This is a genomic window from Streptomyces sp. B15, from assembly GCF_018070605.1.
In the GTDB taxonomy this organism is placed as follows: Bacteria; Actinomycetota; Actinomycetes; order Streptomycetales; family Streptomycetaceae; genus Streptomyces; species Streptomyces smyrnaeus.
Genome location: NZ_JAGPXJ010000118.1, coordinates 1 through 17,879 on the forward strand (window position 1 = coordinate 1; position 17,879 = coordinate 17,879).

Below are 17,879 nucleotides of genomic sequence, written 5' to 3' on the forward strand. Positions count from 1 at the left end.
CCCCCCCCCCCCCACCCCGACGCCTTTCCGGTCGCTGCCCCGACGTGTTGCCGGTCAGCGGCAGTCCGTGCCGTCCTGGGGGACCCGGCCGCGCAGCAGATAGCCGTCGACCACCTTGCGCACGCATGAGTTCCCGCTGTTGTACGCGCCGTGGCCCTCGCCCCGGTAGGTCACCTCGACGCCCACATCCTCGCCCAGCTCCTTGTCCATCGCCCGCGTTCCCCCGTACGGGGTGGCCGGGTCGCCCGTCGTGCCGACCAGCAGGATCGGGTCGGAGCCCGGGGCGCGCACCTTGGGTGTCGCCCAGTCGCCCCCGACCGGCCAGTCGTGGCACGACGCCAGCCCCCAGGCGGACATCGGCCCGAAGACCGGGGACTGGTCGGTGAAGGCGGGCAGCCGGCTGGTGATCTCCCGCTTGCCGTAGCGCTGCTTGTCGTCCGCGCAGTTGATCGCCGTCAGCGACGACTGCAGGGTGCTGTAGGTGCCGTCCTGGTTGCGCCCGTTGAGCGCGTCGGCGAGCAGCAGCAGCGTCGACCCGTCGCTGTCCACCAGAGCCTCTTCCAGCCCCTGGGTGAGCAGCTCCCAGGTCTCCTTCGCGTACAGGGCCTGAGCGATGCCGCCCTCCGCCAGTGACTCGGTCAGCTTGCGGCCGCTGTCGGTGGGCATCGGTTCGGCGTCCAGATCGGCCAGCAGGTCGGTGATGCGCTGTCCGGCCTTCGCGGGGTCCTCACCGACCGGGCACTCCTCACCGGCTTCCGCGCAGTGCTTCAGGAAGTTCTCGAGTGCCAGCTGGAAGCCGCTGGTCTGACTGAGTGAGCCTTGTACCGGTGTCGTGGTGGGGTCGACCACCGCGTCGAAGACGGCGCGGCCCACGCGCTGCGGATACAGGTGCGCGTAGACGCCGCCCAGCTCCGTGCCGTAGGAGATGCCGAAGTAGTGCAGCTTCCGGTCGCCGAGCACATGCCGCATCAGATCCATGTCGCGCGCCGTGTTCTGGGTCGTCAGGTGCGGCAGCAGCGCACCGGCCCGTTTCTCGCAGCCCTTCGCGAAGGACTTCTGGCGGGCGAAGAGGCGGCGCTCCTCGGCATCGGTGTCCGGTGTCCAGTCGGCGGCGAAGTAGGCGTCCAGCCGGCCGTCGCTCAGACACTTGACGCCCTCGCTGCGTCCCACCCCGCGCGGGTCGAAGCTCACCAGGTCGTAGCGGCCGCGCAGCTTCTCGTAGTCCTCGGCGAAGGCGGGGAGCGTCGCCACCCCGGAGCCGCCGGGGCCGCCGAAGTTGAACAGCAGGGAGCCGATGCGCTTGCCGCCGCCCTTGCGTTCAGGGGCGCGGATCATCTCGATGCCGATGGTGCGGCCCTCGGGCTTGCTGTAGTCCAGTGGCACCCGCAGTTTCGCGCACTCCCACCGTGCGTCTCCCGGCAGCGGGGAGGGCGAGCCGGTGTCGCTGCCCTGTGCCGCGTTCGGCGGGGGACACGGCGACCAGTGCGGCTGCTGCCCGGTGAGCGATTCGGGCAGGGGCGGGGTGTCGTTCCCGGTCGTACGGCCAGCGGAGCCGGTGGCAGGCGGGGACGAGGCGCTGGAGGCGCTCCGGGAGGGGGACGAGCTCGTCTCGCCGCTTCGGGCCGCGCTCTTCCTGGTGCCGTCCGGGCCGCCGCTGCCGCAGCCGCTCGTCACGGCAGCGGTCACTATGAGGGCTGCTGCAAGGGCGGCACCGGGCCGCGGGGAGCGGGAATGGCGCATGGGACGTCCTCCCGGCAGGTGGTGGGACGTTCATCGTGCGGACGTCCACCGGTCCGCGGCGCGCTGTGTGGTGCGTACGGGTGGTTTCCGGCGCGGGGTCGGCGTGTCGGCTAGAGCGCGCCTTTGCGCGTCAGCTGGGTGAACGACAGCCAGCCGGGGAGCACCGGCAGCCACAGCGTCAGCAGCCGGAAGAGCAGCACCGCCGGGGTCGCCACCTCCTTCGGCACCCCGAAGGCGATGAGTGCGGCGATCAGCGCCGCCTCGACGGCGCCGAGCCCGCCCGGGGTGGGCGCGGCCGAGCCGAGCGCGTTCGCCGTCAGGAAGACCACGGCGAGGTTGGCGTAGCTCGTCTCGTGGCCGAAGGCCCGCACGCACGCGTCCAGGCACATCACGAACGCCAGCGTCAGCAGCAGCATCCCCAGCACACCGGTGAGCAGCTTCTGCGGGCGCTGCACCACGTCCAGCATCCGCGGCACCACGCCCGCGAACAGCGAGCGCACCCGGTTCGAGACGAACCGCCGCAGCGCCGGCACCGCTGTGACGATCAGCACCAGCACCGCCGCCGTCAGCAGCCCCGCGATGACCGCGCGGGACGGCGAGAGGGTGGGAGTGTGCTCGGTCCCGGTGATGTAGCCGAACAGCAGGAGCAAGGTGATGTGGCTGCCCAGCCCGAACAGCTGGGAGGCGCCCACGCTCGCCACCGCGTGTCCGGGCCGCACTCCTGAACGCTGGAGGAAGCGGGCGTTGAGCGCGACACCGCCGACCGCCGCGGGGGCGACGAGCTTCACGAAGGAGCCGGCCACCTGCGCCTGTACCGTCCGCCACCAGGAGACCTTCTCCGGGACGAAGCCCAGCAGTGCCATCGCGGCGAACATATACGTCAGTCCGGAGAAGAGCACCGCGCCGCCGACCCACGCCCAGTTGGCGCCGAGCACCTTGTCGAGCGGGACCTGGGAGAGCTGGGTGAGCAGGAAGTAGGCGGCCAGGGTGCCCGCGATGAAGCTGACCAGAGTGCGCGGCCTGATCCTCTCCAGCCGCGCGGGCTCTATGGGCGCCTGCGGCCTGATGCGCAGGACCTGCTGCCGGATCTGGGCCAGCAGATCCTCCTCGCGGGCCTCCTCCAGCGCCTCGTCTATCGCCTTCTTCTCGGCGTTCTTCTCCGCGCGCAGCGACTTGCGGTGTGCGCGGCTTCCGGCCGTCTTCTCCGCGGTCTCCTCCCGCGCCTTGGTGCCCCTGCCCGCCCGGGACGCCTCGATGACGGCCTCGCGCTCGCGCTCGGTGCGCTCCTTGGCGAGCCGCCGCAGGGTGGTACGGGTGCTGCGGCTGAGTGCGATCGGCTGCAGCAGCGGGAGGCTGTCGGCCACCGCGTCGGGGCCGAGCACGTCCACGGCGGTCGCCACGGCCCGCTCGGCGCCCACCCGCAGCCCCAGTGTCGTCAACAGCTGTGCGATGTCCATCCGCAGGATGAGGTCACCGGCCGCGATCTCACCGCCGCGCAGGTCCGTCAGATAGACGGTGCCGGAGCGGTCCGCCACCAGCGCGTCCCCGACCAGCCTGCGGTGGGCGATACGGCGGGACTGCAGCGCCCTGACCTGGCGCCACGCCGTGCGCATCAGCTCGTCGGTGATCTCCTCGTCCGGGAGCGCGTCCAGGCTGCGGCCGCCGATGTGCTCGTAGACGAGCATCACCGCGTCCGGGCCGAGTTCCGAGGTGGCGATCAGACGGGGTGCGTTGGCGCCCGCGGAGATGGCCGCGTAGGCGAGCAGCGCCTCTTGCTCCAGCGCCTGTCGCAGCGACTGCAGACTGCGCCGCTGGGTGATGCCGCGCAGCGCCAGCCGGCGCCAGACCCGGTAGAAGAAGCCCTGTGCCTGCTGCTCGCGGTCGACGACGGTCACATCGAGCGGCGGGCCGTCCTCCAGGGTCACGCGGTAGCGGCGCCCCCGGTCGTTGTGGTCCCGCTTGTCGGCCTCACCGGCCTCCTCCATGCGCAGCGCGCTGACGGGCTTGAAGCCGACCCTGCGCAGTCCCGCCAGCAGCGTCTGGCCGGTCGGCCTGACGTTCGGGGTGCCGACCGCGTAGAGCGTGCCGTAGGCGACGGTCCAGCCGATCAGCACGGTGACCACGATGGAGAACGCCGTCGTGTATCCCGGCACCAGGACGGCTGTCGCGTTCAGCAGCAGCACGCCCCACAGCACCACCCGCCAGCGCGGGCGGCGTGCCATGCCGACTGCCGTCATATAGGCGATGACCGGTGCGAGATAGCTGTGCACCGGGGTGGTGGCGTCCTGCGGAGTGATGGCCTTGGTCAGCGCGTCCCGGATCGAGTCGGGCGCCGCCTGGGCGACCCACAGGTCCACGGCGAGGGAGGCGCCGTGCGCCAGGACGGCGGCCAGTACCCCGTCGGCGATCCGCAGTCCGTCCCGTTTGATCAGCCGTTCGATCGCGAACGCGACGGGTACCAGCAGTACCGCGATGCTGGACGCCAGCCCGGTCAGGCTGATGAGCAGATCGGGAGCTTCCGCCGTGCCCTTGTCGATGTCCTGTTCGAGCCCGGCGGTGGTGCCGTGCGCGAAGTTCGCGATGATGAGCACCAGCGCGATGCCCAGCAGACCGAGCACCATGCGCAGCAGGTCGGAGGGGCGGTGCACCCGCGCCGAGAGCAGCGGTTCGTCGCTCTCGATCTCGATACGGTCCCCCTCCGCGGCGGCCTCCGGTTGCTCGCCGGGGGCTTCCTTGTGCGGGCCTGTCCCGCCCGCTTCCTGCTCGCCGCTGCTCGGCTTGTCCGGCTTCCCCTCGCCCGGCCCGTCCTCGTCCGGGGGCCGGTCGGACGTCTGCCCGGACGGGTGGTCGGCGTGCGGCCGGTCGGCGGCGGGCTTCCGCCCTGCGGACTCGTGCTCGGCGTCTCCGGCGGACCGGGCAGCACTGTCGGCGGCGGGTGCGCCCTCCTTGCCGGGTTCACCGTGCCGCTGTCCCGCTGCTGCCGTCTCGTCCTGGTCCCGTATCACTCGTCACCGCCCGGAAGATGGTGGCATGAGGGGGCGGCCGCCGGGAGCACGAGGGTGCATTCCGGGGGTGTGAGGGACGAATCGGCAACGGTTGGGTACCGCTTGTGGGTCACCGTTCGAGGCCGTTCGTGGACGAGGTGGCACCGCTGTCGGTGGCATGCGGCACGATGGCCCGCATGGCTGGAACCCCCCGACACGAGGAGCTGCCCGGCGGCCCCGCAGCGCCCCGGGAGGCGCACGCGCCCATTCCCCCGCCCCCCGGGCAGGGGGACCAGCTGCCCGATTACGCGGACCGCGTACTGGAGGTCGCCGAGCTGATCCCGGCCGGCCGGGTGATGACCTACGGGGACATCGCGGAGTGGCTGGAGGAGGGCGGCCCGCGCCAGGTGGGCAGGGTCATGGCGCTGTACGGCGGCGCGGTCTGCTGGTGGCGCGTGGTGCGCGCGGACGGCGTGCCACTGCCGGGACAGGAGCGCGAGGCCCTGGCGCACTACCACGCGGAGGGCACCCCGCTGCGCGAGCCCACCGCCGCCTCCCGCCGCCAGGGGCACATTCCGCGCATCGACATACGCCGCGCCCGCTGGGACGGCAAGGACGGGTGATCCCGCACTGCGGCTCCTCACAGTTCCCAGCTTCCGTCATGCCCACAGGCCCCATGCGCTGGACAGTCCGTACGGAGTACAGCAGCCGTACGGGGTACGAGAGCGATGCGCTGCGACACGTGTGTCCGCCGGCGTAGCGTCTGTACCACTCCGCACAGACCTCCCCCAAGGCGATCCACGTGAGTTCCTCCCTTACCGCCGACGCGCATCAGCGGCCCCGCGAGCCCGGTGCGTACCGGCTGGTGCGCACCGCTGCGGAACCGTTCGATTTCCCTGCCTCTGACGCGGCGCAGCGCGCTGTGGTTGACCACCGCGGCGGCCCGTTGCTCGTGCTGGCGGGTCCGGGCACGGGCAAGACCACCACCCTGGTCGAGGCCGTCGCGGCGCGGGTGCGGGAGGGCATGGACCCCGAACGCATCCTTGTGCTGACCTTCAGCCGCAAGGCCGCGGTCGATCTGCGTGACCGGATGACCGACCGGCTCGCACGGGAGACGGCCCCTGCCCGGCTGCCGCGCCAGGTGGCCACTGCCGCGGTCACGCCGGACGGCCGCACCCCGGCGGAGGCCGGCCGCGGCGCGCTGGGCGGCACACCGCGCGCCCCCCGGGCGACGACGTTCCACTCGTACTGCTATGCGCTGGTGCGCGCGCACCAGGACGCCGATCTGTTCGCCGAACCCCTGCGCCTGCTGACCGGCCCCGAGCAGGACCTGCACATCAGGGAACTGCTCGAAGGGCAGCTCGCGCTGGAGCGCCGGGGTCGCGCGACGGTGCGCTGGCCCGACGAACTGCGCGCCTGTCTGACGACCCGGGGGTTCGCCGACGAGGTCAGGGCGGTGCTCGCGCGCAGCCGGGAGTTGGGCCTGGGGCCCGTCGCGCTGGACGCCTTCGCCCGCCGCGCGGGCCGTCCCGACTGGAGAGCCGCTGCCGGGTTCTTCGCCGAATATCTGGACGTACTGGATATGCAGGGCGTGCTCGACTACGCCGAACTCGTGCACCGTGCGGTCCTGCTCGCCGAGCGCGAGGAGGTCGCCGCGCAGCTGCACGCCGCCTACGACGCGATCTATGTGGACGAGTTCCAGGACACCGACCCTTCCCAGGTGCGGTTGCTGCGCGCCCTGGCCGGTGGCGGGGCACGCACGCTGGTGGCGTTCGGGGACCCGGACCAGTCGATCTACGCGTTCCGCGGCGCGGATGTGAACGGCATCCTCGACTTTCCGGAGCTGTTCCGGCAGCGCTCCGGTGCCCCGGCGCCCGTCCATGTGCTGCGCACCGCACGGCGCTCCGACGCCCGGCTGTTGGCCGCCACCCGCGAGCTGACGGCCCGGATGCCGCTCACCCGGCTCCCTGCCGACGCCGTACGCGCCCACCGTGGGCTGCGGCCGGCTCCCCGGTCCGCCAGCGCGGGGACCGACACCGGGGCCGACGGCCGCGTGGAGGTCTTCACCTTTCCGACATCCGGTGCGGAACTGGACAACATTGCCGATCTGCTGCGCCGCGCCCACCTCGAAGACGGCCTCCCTTGGGGCGAGATGGCGGTGCTGGTGCGTGCGGGCGGCCGCTCCCTGCCCGTCGTACGGCGCGCCCTGATCTCCGCCGGGGTACCCGTGGAGGTGGACGGCGACGACGTCCCGCTGCGCCACGAACCCGCCGTCGCCCCCTTGCTGACGGCGCTGCGCGTGGCGGCGGCGGGCGCGCTGGAGGGGCGTGCCGTGCTCGACACGGAGACGGCACTGACGCTGCTGACCTCGCCGCTCGGCGGTATGGACGCCGCCGACCTGCGCCGCCTGGGCCGGGCGCTGCGCGAGGAGGAGCGCGCCGCGGGGGCCAAGGTGCCGCGTCCCTCGGACGAACTGCTGGCCGAAGCCCTCGCCGAGCCCGAACGGCTGGTGGCCCACACCCCGCACGCCGGTGCCACCGCCGCCGCACCAGCGGGCCGGTCCGTCGAGGGCGCCCACAGCCTCGGGCTGCTGCTGCGCAAGACCCGCGAACTGCTCGCCGGTGGCGGCACCGCCGAAGAGGCGCTGTGGGAGCTGTGGAACGGCACCAGCTGGCCCGACCGGCTGGAGCGGGCCGCCCGCCGGGGCGGCCCGTCCGGCCGCAACGCGGACCGCGACCTGGACGCCGTCTGCACCCTGTTCGCCGTCGCGGCACGGGCCGAGGAGCGCGGCGGGGGCCGGGGCGCGCTCAACTTCCTGGACGAGCTGGAGGCCCAGGACATCGCCGCCGACACCCTCGTCCAGCGCGCGGTGCGTCCTGATTCCGTCCGGCTGATGACGGCGCACCGCGCCAAGGGCCGCCAGTGGCGGCTGGTCGTGGTCGCCGGGGTGCAGGAAGGACTGTGGCCCGATCTGCGGCGGCGCGGCTCCCTCCTGGAGGCGGACCGCATCGGGCGCGACGGCATCGCCGAGCCGCTGCCCCCGGGGGCGCTGCTGGCCGAGGAGCGCAGGCTGTTCTACGTCGCGACGACGCGCGCCGCTGAGCGCCTCGTGGTGACCGCCGTCCGCGCCCAGGCGGAGGACGGCGACCAGCCCTCACGGTTCCTGGCCGAACTGGGTGTCGAGCCGCAGCCGGTCGGCAACCGCCCCCGCCGCCCGCTGTCGGTGTCCGCACTGGTCGCGGAGTTGCGCGCCACCACCGTCGACCCGGCGGCCTCGCCCGCGCTGCGGGACGCGGCGGCGCGGCGACTGGCCAGGCTCGCGGCCGAGCGGGACGAGGAGGGGTATCCGCTCGTCCCGGCGGCGCATCCGCAGCGCTGGTGGGGGCTGGCCGAGCCGACCCGTTCCAGCGTGCCGCTGCGCGAGCTCGACGCACCTGTCGCGCTGTCGGGCAGTGCGCTGGAACAGCTGGCGCGCACCTGCTCCCTGCAGTGGTTCTTGGCCCGCGAGGTGAAGGCCGACGAGCTGGCCACGGCAGCGCAGGGCTTCGGCAACGTGGTGCACGTACTGGCCGACGAGGTGGCCTCCGGCAGCAGCCCGGCGGACCTGTCGGTGCTCATGGAGCGGCTGGACGCAGTCTGGGACGGGCTGGCCTTCGACGCGCCGTGGAAGTCGCGGCAGGAGAAGGAGAGCGCACGCGCCGCCCTGGAGCGCTTCTTGCGCTGGCACGTCATGGAGCGCGGCGAGGGCCGCGAGCTGGTCGGCAGCGAACACGGGTTCGATGTCACGCTGCGGGCAGGTGAGCACGCCGTCCGCGTCCGCGGCAGCATGGACCGGGTCGAGCGGGACGCCCAGGGGCGCGCCTACGTGGTCGATTTCAAGACAGGCCGCGCCCGCCCCACCGGGCCCGAGGTGGAGCGTCACCCCCAGCTGGCCGTCTACCAGCTCGCCCTGCGGGAGGGCGCCGCCGACGAGCTGTTCGGCGGAGCGCGCCCTCGGCCGGGCGGTGCCGAACTGGTGCAGCTGCGGCTCGGCGCCGCCAAGCGCGACGGCGGGGACACGCTGCCTGTCGTCCAGCGGCAGGAGCCGGTCGACCGGCAGGGAGAGCCGGCACCGGAGCCCGGGGACGGTACCGGGGGCGACTGGGTGGGCGAGCTGCTGGCCACCGCGGCGGCGCGGGTACTGGACGAGCGCTTCACCCCCTCGCCGGGGCAGCACTGCACACACTGCTCCTTCCGCGCGTCCTGCTCCGCCCGCCCGGAGGGCCGCCAGATCGTCGAGTGACCAGATCGTCCAGTGAGCCGCCCGGACGGAGCCCACCGGCCACCCCTTGGGCCTTCCGCCGCCGGGCGGGCGCATCCTCCGGCCCGGCGGTGATCTGTCAGCCGCGAGCGCTAGCGTCTTACGAGTGCCCGCACCGCTCACAGACCCAGGACAGCTCGCCGAGCTGCTGGGTATCCCGTTCACCCCGGAGCAGACGGCCTGCATCACCGCGCCGCCCGCTCCCCAGGTGATCGTGGCCGGCGCGGGCTCGGGGAAGACCACCGTCATGGCCGCGCGCGTGGTGTGGCTGGTGGGAACCGGGCAGGTCGCCCCCGACCGCGTGCTGGGGCTGACGTTCACCAACAAGGCGGCCGGTGAACTGTCCGAACGCGTACGCAAGGCGCTGCTGCGCGCCGGTGTCACCGGATCCGACCCGGCGCTCTTCGACGGCGCCGGTGACGGCTTGGCGGACGGTACCGAGGTGGGAGAGCCGCAGATCTCCACGTACCACGCCTTCGCCGGACGGCTGCTGACCGAGCACGGGCTGCGGCTCGGTCTCGAGCCGACCGTGCGGCTGCTGGCCGACGCCACCCGGTTCCAGCTCGCCGCCGGGGTGCTGCGCGCGGCCCAGGGCCCCTTCGAGGCGCTCACCAAGTCCGTGCCGGCGCTGGTGGAGGACCTGCTCGCGCTCGACGCCGAGCTGTCCGAACACCTCGTCACCCCCCAACAGCTGCGCGAACACAACGCCGAGCTGCTCGCCGGGCTGGAGGGGGCCCGGCTGACCAACGAGAAGCTGCGCAAGGTGCCCCAGGCGACACTCGCCCGGCAGGAACTGCTCGGCCTGGTCGAGGAGTACCGCGCCCGCAAACAGGCACAGGAGCGGATCGACTTCGGCGACCAGATCGCGCTGGCCGCACGGCTCGCCGGGATGCCGGAGGTGGGGCGTGCGCTGCGCGAGCAGTTCTCCGTCGTACTGCTGGACGAGTACCAGGACACCTCCGTCGCACAGCGCGTACTGCTCGCCGGGCTCTTCGGACAGGGCACAGGACACCCCGTCACCGCGGTCGGGGACCCCTGCCAGGCGATCTACGGCTGGCGCGGCGCCTCCGTCGCCAATCTGGACGACTTCCCGCACCACTTCCCGCACGCCGACGGCACCCCGGCCCGCCGCCAGTCGCTGAGCGAGAACCGGCGCAGCGGTGGCCGTCTGCTGCACCTCGCCAACGATCTGGCAGCGCCACTGCGCGAGCGGCACGAGGGAGTCGAGGCGCTGCGGCCCGCCCCGGGCGCCGAGGGACAGGGACGGGTCCGCGCGGCGCTGCTGGAGACACAGGCCGAAGAGATCGCCTGGCTGGCCGACTCGCTGGCACATCTGGTGCGCACCGGCACCCCGCCCGGCGAGATCGCCGTGCTGTGCCGCAGTGCCACCGATTTCGCCGAGATCCAGGGCGCACTGGTGGAGCGGGATCTGCCCGTGGAGGTCGTCGGCCTGTCCGGGCTGCTGCACCTGCCGGAGATCGCCGATCTGGTGGCCGTCTGCGAGGTGCTGCAGGACCCCACCGCCAACGCCGCGCTGGTGCGACTGCTGACCGGGCCGCGCTGGCGGACAGGCCCACGCGATCTGGCGCTGCTCGGCCGCCGCGCGGCGCTGCTCGTGGCGCACCAGCGCAGTCGCGAGGGCGACGATCCGGACGAGCGACTGGCCGCGGCCGTCGAAGGCGCCGACCCGGCGGAAGTGCGCTCCTTGGCCGACGCGCTGGACACCTTCCTGGAGGCCGACGGTTACGAGGACGAGCTGCCCTTCTCCGCCCAGGCCCGGGTCCGCTTCGCACGGCTCGCGGCCGAGCTGCGCGATCTGCGGCGCTCGCTGGCCGACCCGCTGATGGACGTACTGCACCGGGTGCTGACCGTCACCGGGCTGGAGGTCGAGCTGGCCGCCTCCCCGCACGCGGTCGCGGCCCGGCGGCGCGAGACGCTCGGCCAGTTCCTCGACATCGCAGCGGGCTTCGCCTCACTGGACGGCGAGGCCACCCTGCTGGCCTTCCTCGCGTTTTTGCGCACTGCCGTGCAGTACGAGAAGGGGCTGGACAGCTCACTGCCGGGCGGCGAGAACACGGTCAAGGTGCTGACCGCGCACAAGTCCAAGGGCCTGGAGTGGGACGTGGTCGCGGTGCCGGGCCTGGTCGCCAAGCAGTTCCCCAGCGAACAGGCCCGCGAGACCTGGCTCACCCAGCCCAAGGTGCTGCCCTACGCGCTGCGCGGTGACGCCGATACGCTCCCGCCCCGGCCGGAGTGGAACGCGAAGGGACTCAAGGAGCACGAGAACGCGCTGCGTGCCCACCAGTCGACGGAGGAGCTGCGGCTCGGCTACGTCACCTTCACCCGCCCGCGCAGCCTGCTGCTGGGATCGGGGCACTGGTGGGGCCCCTCCCAGAAGCGCCCGCGCGGCCCCTCCGCCTTCCTGGAGGCCCTGCGCGCCCACTGCGAGGCCGACCCGGCGCACGGCGAGGTCGAGCACTGGGCCGAGCCTCCGGAAGAGGGCGCGGTCAACCCCGCGCTGGCAGAGCCCGCGGAAGAGCGGGTGTGGCCGCTGCCCCTGGACGAGACCGCACTGGCGTTGCGGCGCGAGGCGGCGGCGCGGGTCGAGTCGTACCTGGCAGCGGCCACCCCGGACGCGACCGCCCCGGCCGCAGCAGCCTCACCCACCCCGGACGCGACCGCCGCACCCGCCCCGGACCCGACCGCCGCGGCGGCGAACCAGGGCACCGACCCGGCAGCCGAAGAGATCAGCCCCGAGGAGGCCCGGCTGATCGCCGCCTGGGACCGCGACCTGGAGGCTCTCACAGAGGAACTGCGCCGCTCCCGCGCCGCAGTACGCGACGTACCCCTGCCGCGCACGCTGAGCGCCTCCCAACTGCTGCGCCTGGCAGCCGATCCGGAAGGCTTCGCCCGGGAACTGGCCCGCCCCATGCCGCGCCCCCCGCGGCCTGCGGCAGCGCGCAGGGGCACCCGGTTCCACGCCTGGGTGGAGTCCCGTTTCGAAGAGCTGCCGCTGCCGCTGCTCGGCCCCGACGAGCTGCCCGGCGCCGAGGGCGAGGGCCCCTACGGCAGCGAGCCGCCGCACATCGCGGACGAACGGGACCTGGCGGTCCTCAAGGAGGCCTTCGAACGCACTCCCTACGCGCAGCGCACGCCCCACCGTGTCGAGGCGCCCTTCCAGCTCGTACTCGCCGGACGGGTCGTCCGGGGCCGGATCGACGCCGTCTACCGGGACCGGGGCCCCGACGGGAGTGTGACGTTCGACATCATCGACTGGAAGACCGGCCGCGGCCAGGACGCCGACCCGCTGCAGCTCGCCGTCTACCGGCTCGCCTGGGCCGAGCAGGAAGGGGTGCCGCTGTCCTCGGTCGGCGCGGCGTTCCTCTACGTCCGCAGTGGCGAGCTGGTGCGCCCGGAGGCGCTGCCCGACCGCGCAGGACTGGAGCGGCTGCTGCTGGGCGACGTACACCTGGACGGCCCGGACGCGCTGCCCGAGGAACCGGGGTACCCTCCGGCTGACGGCTGATCACCCGACGCCGGTTAGGCTCGATGGCATGAGCACCACCCCGGCTCCCCCGGACAGCGCGGTCCGGACCTTCATCCAAGAGCAGCGTTCCGCCTTTCTGACCGACCTGTCCGCCTGGCTGCGCATCCCCTCCGTCTCCGCCGACCCGGGGCGTGCCGATGACGTGCGGCGCAGCGCCGACTGGCTCGCGGCCACCCTGCGCACGACGGGCTTCCCCGTCGCCGAGGTCTGGGAGACCGACGGCGCGCCCGCTGTCTTCGCCGAGTGGCCCTCCGACGACCCGACGGCACCCACCGTCCTCGTCTACGGTCACCACGACGTCCAGCCCGCCGTCCGCACCGACGGCTGGCACAGCGAACCGTTCGAACCCGAGGAGCGCGACGGTCGCCTCTACGCGCGCGGCGCCGCCGACGACAAGGGGCAGGTGCTCTTCCACGCCCTGGGTCTGCGCGCGCATCTGGCCGCCGCCGGCCGCACCGCGCCGGCTGTCGGCATCAAGCTGCTGATCGAAGGCGAGGAGGAGTCCGGCTCTCCGCACTTCCCCGCACTGCTGCGCACCCACGCCCAGCGCCTGGCCTGCGACGCCGTCGTCGTCTCCGACACCGGCATGTGGGACGAGAACACCCCCACCGTCTGCACGGGTATGCGGGGGCTCACCGACTGCCAGATCGACCTGTACGGGCCCGGCCAAGACGTGCACTCCGGCTCCTTCGGCGGTGCGATTCCCAACCCGGCCACCGAGGCCGCCCGCCTCGCCGCAGCCCTGCACGACGACGACCGCCGGGTGACCCTCCCCGGCTTCTACGAGGGGATCGTGGAGCTGACCGAGGAGGAACGCACCCTCTTCGCCGAGCTGCCGTTCGACGAGGAGGCCTGGCTGCGCGCCGCCCACTCGAAGGCGACACTGGGCGAGCGCGGCTACACCACCCTGGAGCGCGTGTGGGCCCGCCCCACGGCGGAGGTCAACGGCATCAGCGGCGGCTACCAGGGTCCCGGCGGCAAGACGATCGTGCCCTCCCGCGCCGAGCTCAAGCTGTCCTTCCGCACCGTCGCGGGCCAGGACGAGGAGAAGATCCAGCAGTCGCTCAGGGACTGGGTCGCCGCACGCCTCCCCGCAGGCATCCGGCACGAGATCACCTTCTGGGGCGCCACCCGCCCCTGCCTCACCCCGCTCGACCACCCCGCACTGCGCTCCCTCACCCGCGCCATGCGGCGCGCCTTCGGCACACCGGTCCGCTTCACCCGGGAGGGCGGCTCGGGACCGGCCGCCGACCTGAGGGACGCTCTCGGCGTCCCCGTTCTGTTCCTCGGGATCTCGGTCCCCTCCGACGGCTGGCACGCGCCCAACGAGAAGGTCGAACTCGATCTGCTGTTCAAAGGGGCCGAGACGGCCGCATACCTGTGGGACGACCTCGCGGCACACTGGAGCGGCTGACAGCGGCTGCTCCGGCAGCGCGACCGCCCGGAACGAGCCGCCCCGCCACCCGACTCACGAACGCTCGCCAACCGCCCCCCGACCCGGCCACCGGGCGGGGAGCCCCGACCCAGGGGGAGTAGGAAGCAGAAGTGACCATCCCGACCTCGACCGACCGTTCCACCGGAGAGCCCGCCACGGACACCGCCCCGCACACCGGCTCCACCGTCGCGTCAGCGGCCGACGAGCAACCCATCAGCCTCACCACGACAGGAGGCATCGACCGCGCCTCCCACCACCGGCTGGACGAGGCATGGCTGGCGGCGGCCTGGAGTCACCCCAGCACCCGCGTCTTCGTGGTCTCCGGCGGACAGGCCCTGATCGAGGACAAGGAGGACGGCACCACAGAACTCGTCATGATGCCGTCCTTCGACGCGCCCTTCACCGAGGCCCACCGCTACTTCCTGGGCATAGACGAAGAGGGCGTGCGCTACTTCGCACTCCAGAAGGACTCACTGCCCGGCAGGATGGACGACATCGCCCGCCCGGCCGGACTGCGCGAAGCCGGACCCCTGCTCTGCGACCGCGACAGCGAACTGATGGTCCACGCCATCGGCCTGGAGAACTGGCAGCGCACCCACCGCTTCTGCTCCCGCTGCGGCGAGCGCACCGTCATCGCGGCAGCCGGACACATCCGCCGCTGCCCGGCCTGCGGCGCCGAGCACTACCCGCGCACCGATCCCGCCGTCATCATGCTGGTCACCGACGACCAGGACCGCGCACTGCTGGGCCGCCAGGTGCACTGGCCCGAGGGCCGGTTCTCGACGCTCGCCGGCTTCGTCGAACCGGGTGAGTCAATCGAAGCCGCGGTACGCCGCGAGGTCGCCGAGGAGGCCGGCGTGGCCGTGGGCCCCGTCAGCTACGTCGCCAGCCAGCCCTGGCCCTTCCCCTCCAGCCTGATGCTGGGCTTCATGGCCCGCGCCACCTCGCCCCGCATCAAGGTGGACGGGGACGAGATCGAGGAGGCCCGCTGGTTCTCCCGCGACGACCTGCGGACCGCGATCGAGACCGGCGAGGTGCTCCCACCCGCCGGAATCTCGATCGCGGCCCGCCTGGTCGAACGCTGGTACGGACAGCCGCTGCCCAAGCCCCGCCGTCACGACTGAGGCGGCCGAGCCGCCGCCATGATCAGGCGGCGGGCCGGGACCGGGCCCGCGGGGCGGGCCGTCCACCGGCGGCCCCGCGAGCGGGTCAGCCGCCGATCTTCTCCTTGACCTGCGCCAGGGAGGGGTTGGTCAGCGTCGAGCCGTCGGGGAACAGAACGGTCGGCACCGTCTGGTTGCCGCCGTTCGCCTTCTCGACGAAGGCCGCCGACTCGGGGTCCTGCTCGATGTTGATCTCGGTGTACGCGATGCCCTCGCGCTCCATCTGGCCCTTCAGCCGACGGCAGTAGCCGCACCAGGTGGTGCTGTACATCGTCACAGTGCCCGCCATCTTCTCCAGTGCTCCTTCGTCTCGTCCGGTGCCTCCAGTGAACGCGCGGAGGCACCGGACCATTCCCCCCAGGGGTAACGGGCGGAAATCCCCGGGAGAATGGACCGGGTCACACCGCTTGTATGACAAACAACCCTGGCTGTGGACAACCCCGTCACCGCCCCGCCCGGCGGCTGGCAGCATGGCGGGGTGACAGCAGCAACGGACTCCACTCTCTTCCCGCAGGTTCCCGACTCCCCCGACGCGGTGCTCGAAGGGCTCGACCCCGAGCAGCGCGAGGTGGCGACGGCCCTGCACGGTCCGGTGTGCGTACTGGCCGGTGCAGGCACCGGCAAGACCAGAGCCATCACCCACCGCATCGCCTACGGCGTCCGCGCCGGCATCCTGCCCCCCGCCGGGGTGCTGGCCGTCACCTTCACCCAGCGGGCCGCCGGCGAGATGCGCGGCAGGCTCCGTCAGCTCGGCGTCCAAGGCGTACAGGCCCGCACTTTCCACTCCGCCGCACTGCGCCAGCTGCAGTTCTTCTGGCCCCGCGCCGTCGGCGGCGAGCTGCCGCCGCTGATCGAGCGCAAGGCCCAACTCGTCGGCGAAGCCGCGACCCGCTGCCGCCTGCGGCTCGACCGCACCGAGCTGCGGGACGTCACCAGCGAGATCGAGTGGTCCAAAGTCACCCAGACCGTTCCCGAGGACTACCCGGCCGCCGCCGCGAAGGCGGGCCGCGCCGCCCCCCGCGACCCCGCCGAGATCAGCCGCATCTACGCCCTCTACGAGCAGCTCAAGCGCGAGCGCTCGGTGATCGACTTCGAGGACGTACTGCTGCTGACGGTCGGCATCCTCCAGGACCGCCCGGACATCGCCGAGACGGTCCGCGGGCAGTACCAGCACTTCGTGGTGGACGAGTACCAGGACGTCAGCCCGCTCCAGCAGCGGCTGCTGGAGCTGTGGGTGGGGGAGCGGGAGAGCCTGTGCGTGGTCGGTGACGCCAGCCAGACCATCTACTCCTTCACCGGCGCCACCGCCGACCACCTCCTCGACTTCCGCACCCGCCACCCGAGCGCCACCGTCGTGAAACTGGTCCGCGACTACCGCTCCACCCCCCAGGTGGTCCACTTCGCCAACGGACTGCTCGCCCAGGCACACGGCCGCGCCGCCGAACACAGCCTGGAACTCGTCTCCCAGCGCGATCCGGGACCCGAGCCGGTCTGCGCCGAGTTCGCCGACGAACCGGCGGAGGCCGAGGGGGTCGCCCGGCGGGTGCGGGATCTGATCGCCTCCGGCGTCCCCGCCAGCGAGATCGCCGTGCTCTACCGCATCAACGCCCAGTCCGAGATCTACGAGCAGGCCCTTGCCGACCTGTCGGTCCCCTGCCAGCTGCGCGGCGCCGAGCGCTTCTTCGAACGCCCCGAGGTGCGCGAGGCGTTCGTGGTGCTGCGCGGCGCAGCCCGCGCCGGTGGGAACGACGCGCTGCTGGACGACGCGGTCGATCTGCCCTCCCAGGTGCGTGCCGTGCTCGGCACCAAGGGCTGGACCCCGCACGCCCCCGCCGGATCGGGAGCGGTGAGAGACCGCTGGGAGTCGCTGGCCGCGCTGGTGCGGCTGTCCGTGGACTTCGCCGCGGCCCACCCGGAGGCGACCCTCTCCGACCTGGTCGCCGAGCTGGACGAACGGGCCAGAGCCCAGCACGCCCCCACCGTCGAGGGCGTCACACTCGCCTCGCTGCACGCGGCCAAGGGCCTGGAGTGGGACGCGGTCTTCGTGGTGGGCCTCACCGACGGCATGCTGCCCATCACCTACGCCAGGACCGAGGAGCAGACAGAGGAGGAGCGCAGACTGCTCTATGTCGGGGTCACCCGCGCCCGCCGCGTGCTGACCCTCTCGTGGTCCCTCGCCCGTTCCCCGGGTGGCCGCCCCAGCAGACAGCCCAGCCGCTTCCTCACGGGCCTGCGCCCCGGCACGAGCGCGGGCGCACGGCGGGCGGCGACGGGAGCCGTCAGCGGCAGCGTCACCGGCGGCGGCTTCGACCGCGGCCCGGCCGCCGGCCGCGGGCGGGTGCGGCGGTCCCCGGCACGGTGCCGGGTGTGCGGGCGTTCGCTGACCGACCCCGGTGAGGTGAAGCTGATGCGCTGTGAGGACTGCCCCTCGGAGCTGGACGAGGTGCTGTACGAGCGGCTGCAGCAGTGGCGGGCACGGCAGGCCGCGTTGCTGGGACAGCCGGACTACTGCGTCTTCACCGACAAGACCCTCCTCGCCATCGCCGAGGCGGTGCCCGACGACGAGGCCGCGCTCTCCCGCATCTCCGGGGTCCGCAGCCGCAAGCTCCAGCAGTTCGGCGCCGACGTGCTGGCCCTGTGCGCGGGCGAGGAACTGCCGACGGACCCCGGACAGGACGCTCCACAGCGCGAATGACCCGGAACCAGGGAG

9 protein-coding genes are annotated in these 17,879 nt (G+C 73.0%); 6 read left to right on the forward strand and 3 right to left on the reverse strand.

Translation table 11 applies throughout. From position 1 onward, the window contains the following. Positions 1-54 precede the first annotated feature (54 nt). Positions 55-1,740 (reverse strand): alpha/beta hydrolase, encoded by a 1,686-nt coding sequence (locus tag KBY19_RS32425; RefSeq protein WP_210967269.1) that lies wholly within the window; start codon positions 1,738-1,740, stop codon positions 55-57. A gap of 110 nt (positions 1,741-1,850) precedes the next feature. Next, a complete protein-coding gene (locus KBY19_RS32430; protein ID WP_210967270.1) occupies positions 1,851-4,745 on the reverse strand; it encodes a flippase-like domain-containing protein in 2,895 nt (964 codons plus the stop codon). 176 nt (positions 4,746-4,921) lie between these two features. On the opposite strand from KBY19_RS32430, the gene KBY19_RS32435 reads away from it, so the two are divergent. From KBY19_RS32435 to nudC, 5 genes are all read left to right on the forward strand, one after another. Beyond that, positions 4,922-5,347 (forward strand): MGMT family protein, encoded by a 426-nt coding sequence (locus tag KBY19_RS32435; RefSeq protein ID WP_099886764.1) that lies wholly within the window; start codon positions 4,922-4,924, stop codon positions 5,345-5,347. Between the two features lie 179 nt (positions 5,348-5,526). Beyond that, positions 5,527-9,006: an ATP-dependent DNA helicase gene (locus KBY19_RS32440; RefSeq protein ID WP_210967271.1), complete on the forward strand. Its 3,480-nt coding sequence runs from the start codon at positions 5,527-5,529 to the stop codon at positions 9,004-9,006. 124 nt (positions 9,007-9,130) lie between these two features. Continuing rightward, a complete protein-coding gene (locus KBY19_RS32445) occupies positions 9,131-12,550 on the forward strand; it encodes an ATP-dependent DNA helicase (protein WP_210967272.1) in 3,420 nt (1,139 codons plus the stop codon). A 28-nt stretch (positions 12,551-12,578) separates the two neighbouring features. Next, positions 12,579-13,985 (forward strand): dipeptidase, encoded by a 1,407-nt coding sequence (locus tag KBY19_RS32450; RefSeq protein WP_099883953.1) that lies wholly within the window; start codon positions 12,579-12,581, stop codon positions 13,983-13,985. A 233-nt stretch (positions 13,986-14,218) separates the two neighbouring features. Beyond that, positions 14,219-15,130 (forward strand): NAD(+) diphosphatase, encoded by a 912-nt coding sequence (nudC, locus tag KBY19_RS32455; protein WP_099886765.1) that lies wholly within the window; start codon positions 14,219-14,221, stop codon positions 15,128-15,130. Between the two features lie 85 nt (positions 15,131-15,215). Here the strand turns inward: nudC and KBY19_RS32460 are convergent, their stop codons facing one another. Then, the gene (locus KBY19_RS32460) at positions 15,216-15,458 is read right to left on the reverse strand and encodes a mycoredoxin (RefSeq protein WP_099883954.1); all 243 of its coding nucleotides are present in this window, start codon (positions 15,456-15,458) and stop codon (positions 15,216-15,218) included. 189 nt (positions 15,459-15,647) lie between these two features. Here KBY19_RS32460 and KBY19_RS32465 point away from each other — a divergent pair, with 189 nt between their 5' ends. Then, positions 15,648-17,864, forward strand: a complete 2,217-nt coding sequence (locus tag KBY19_RS32465; RefSeq protein WP_210967273.1) for an ATP-dependent DNA helicase UvrD2 — start codon at positions 15,648-15,650, stop codon at positions 17,862-17,864. Positions 17,865-17,879 lie beyond the last annotated feature (15 nt).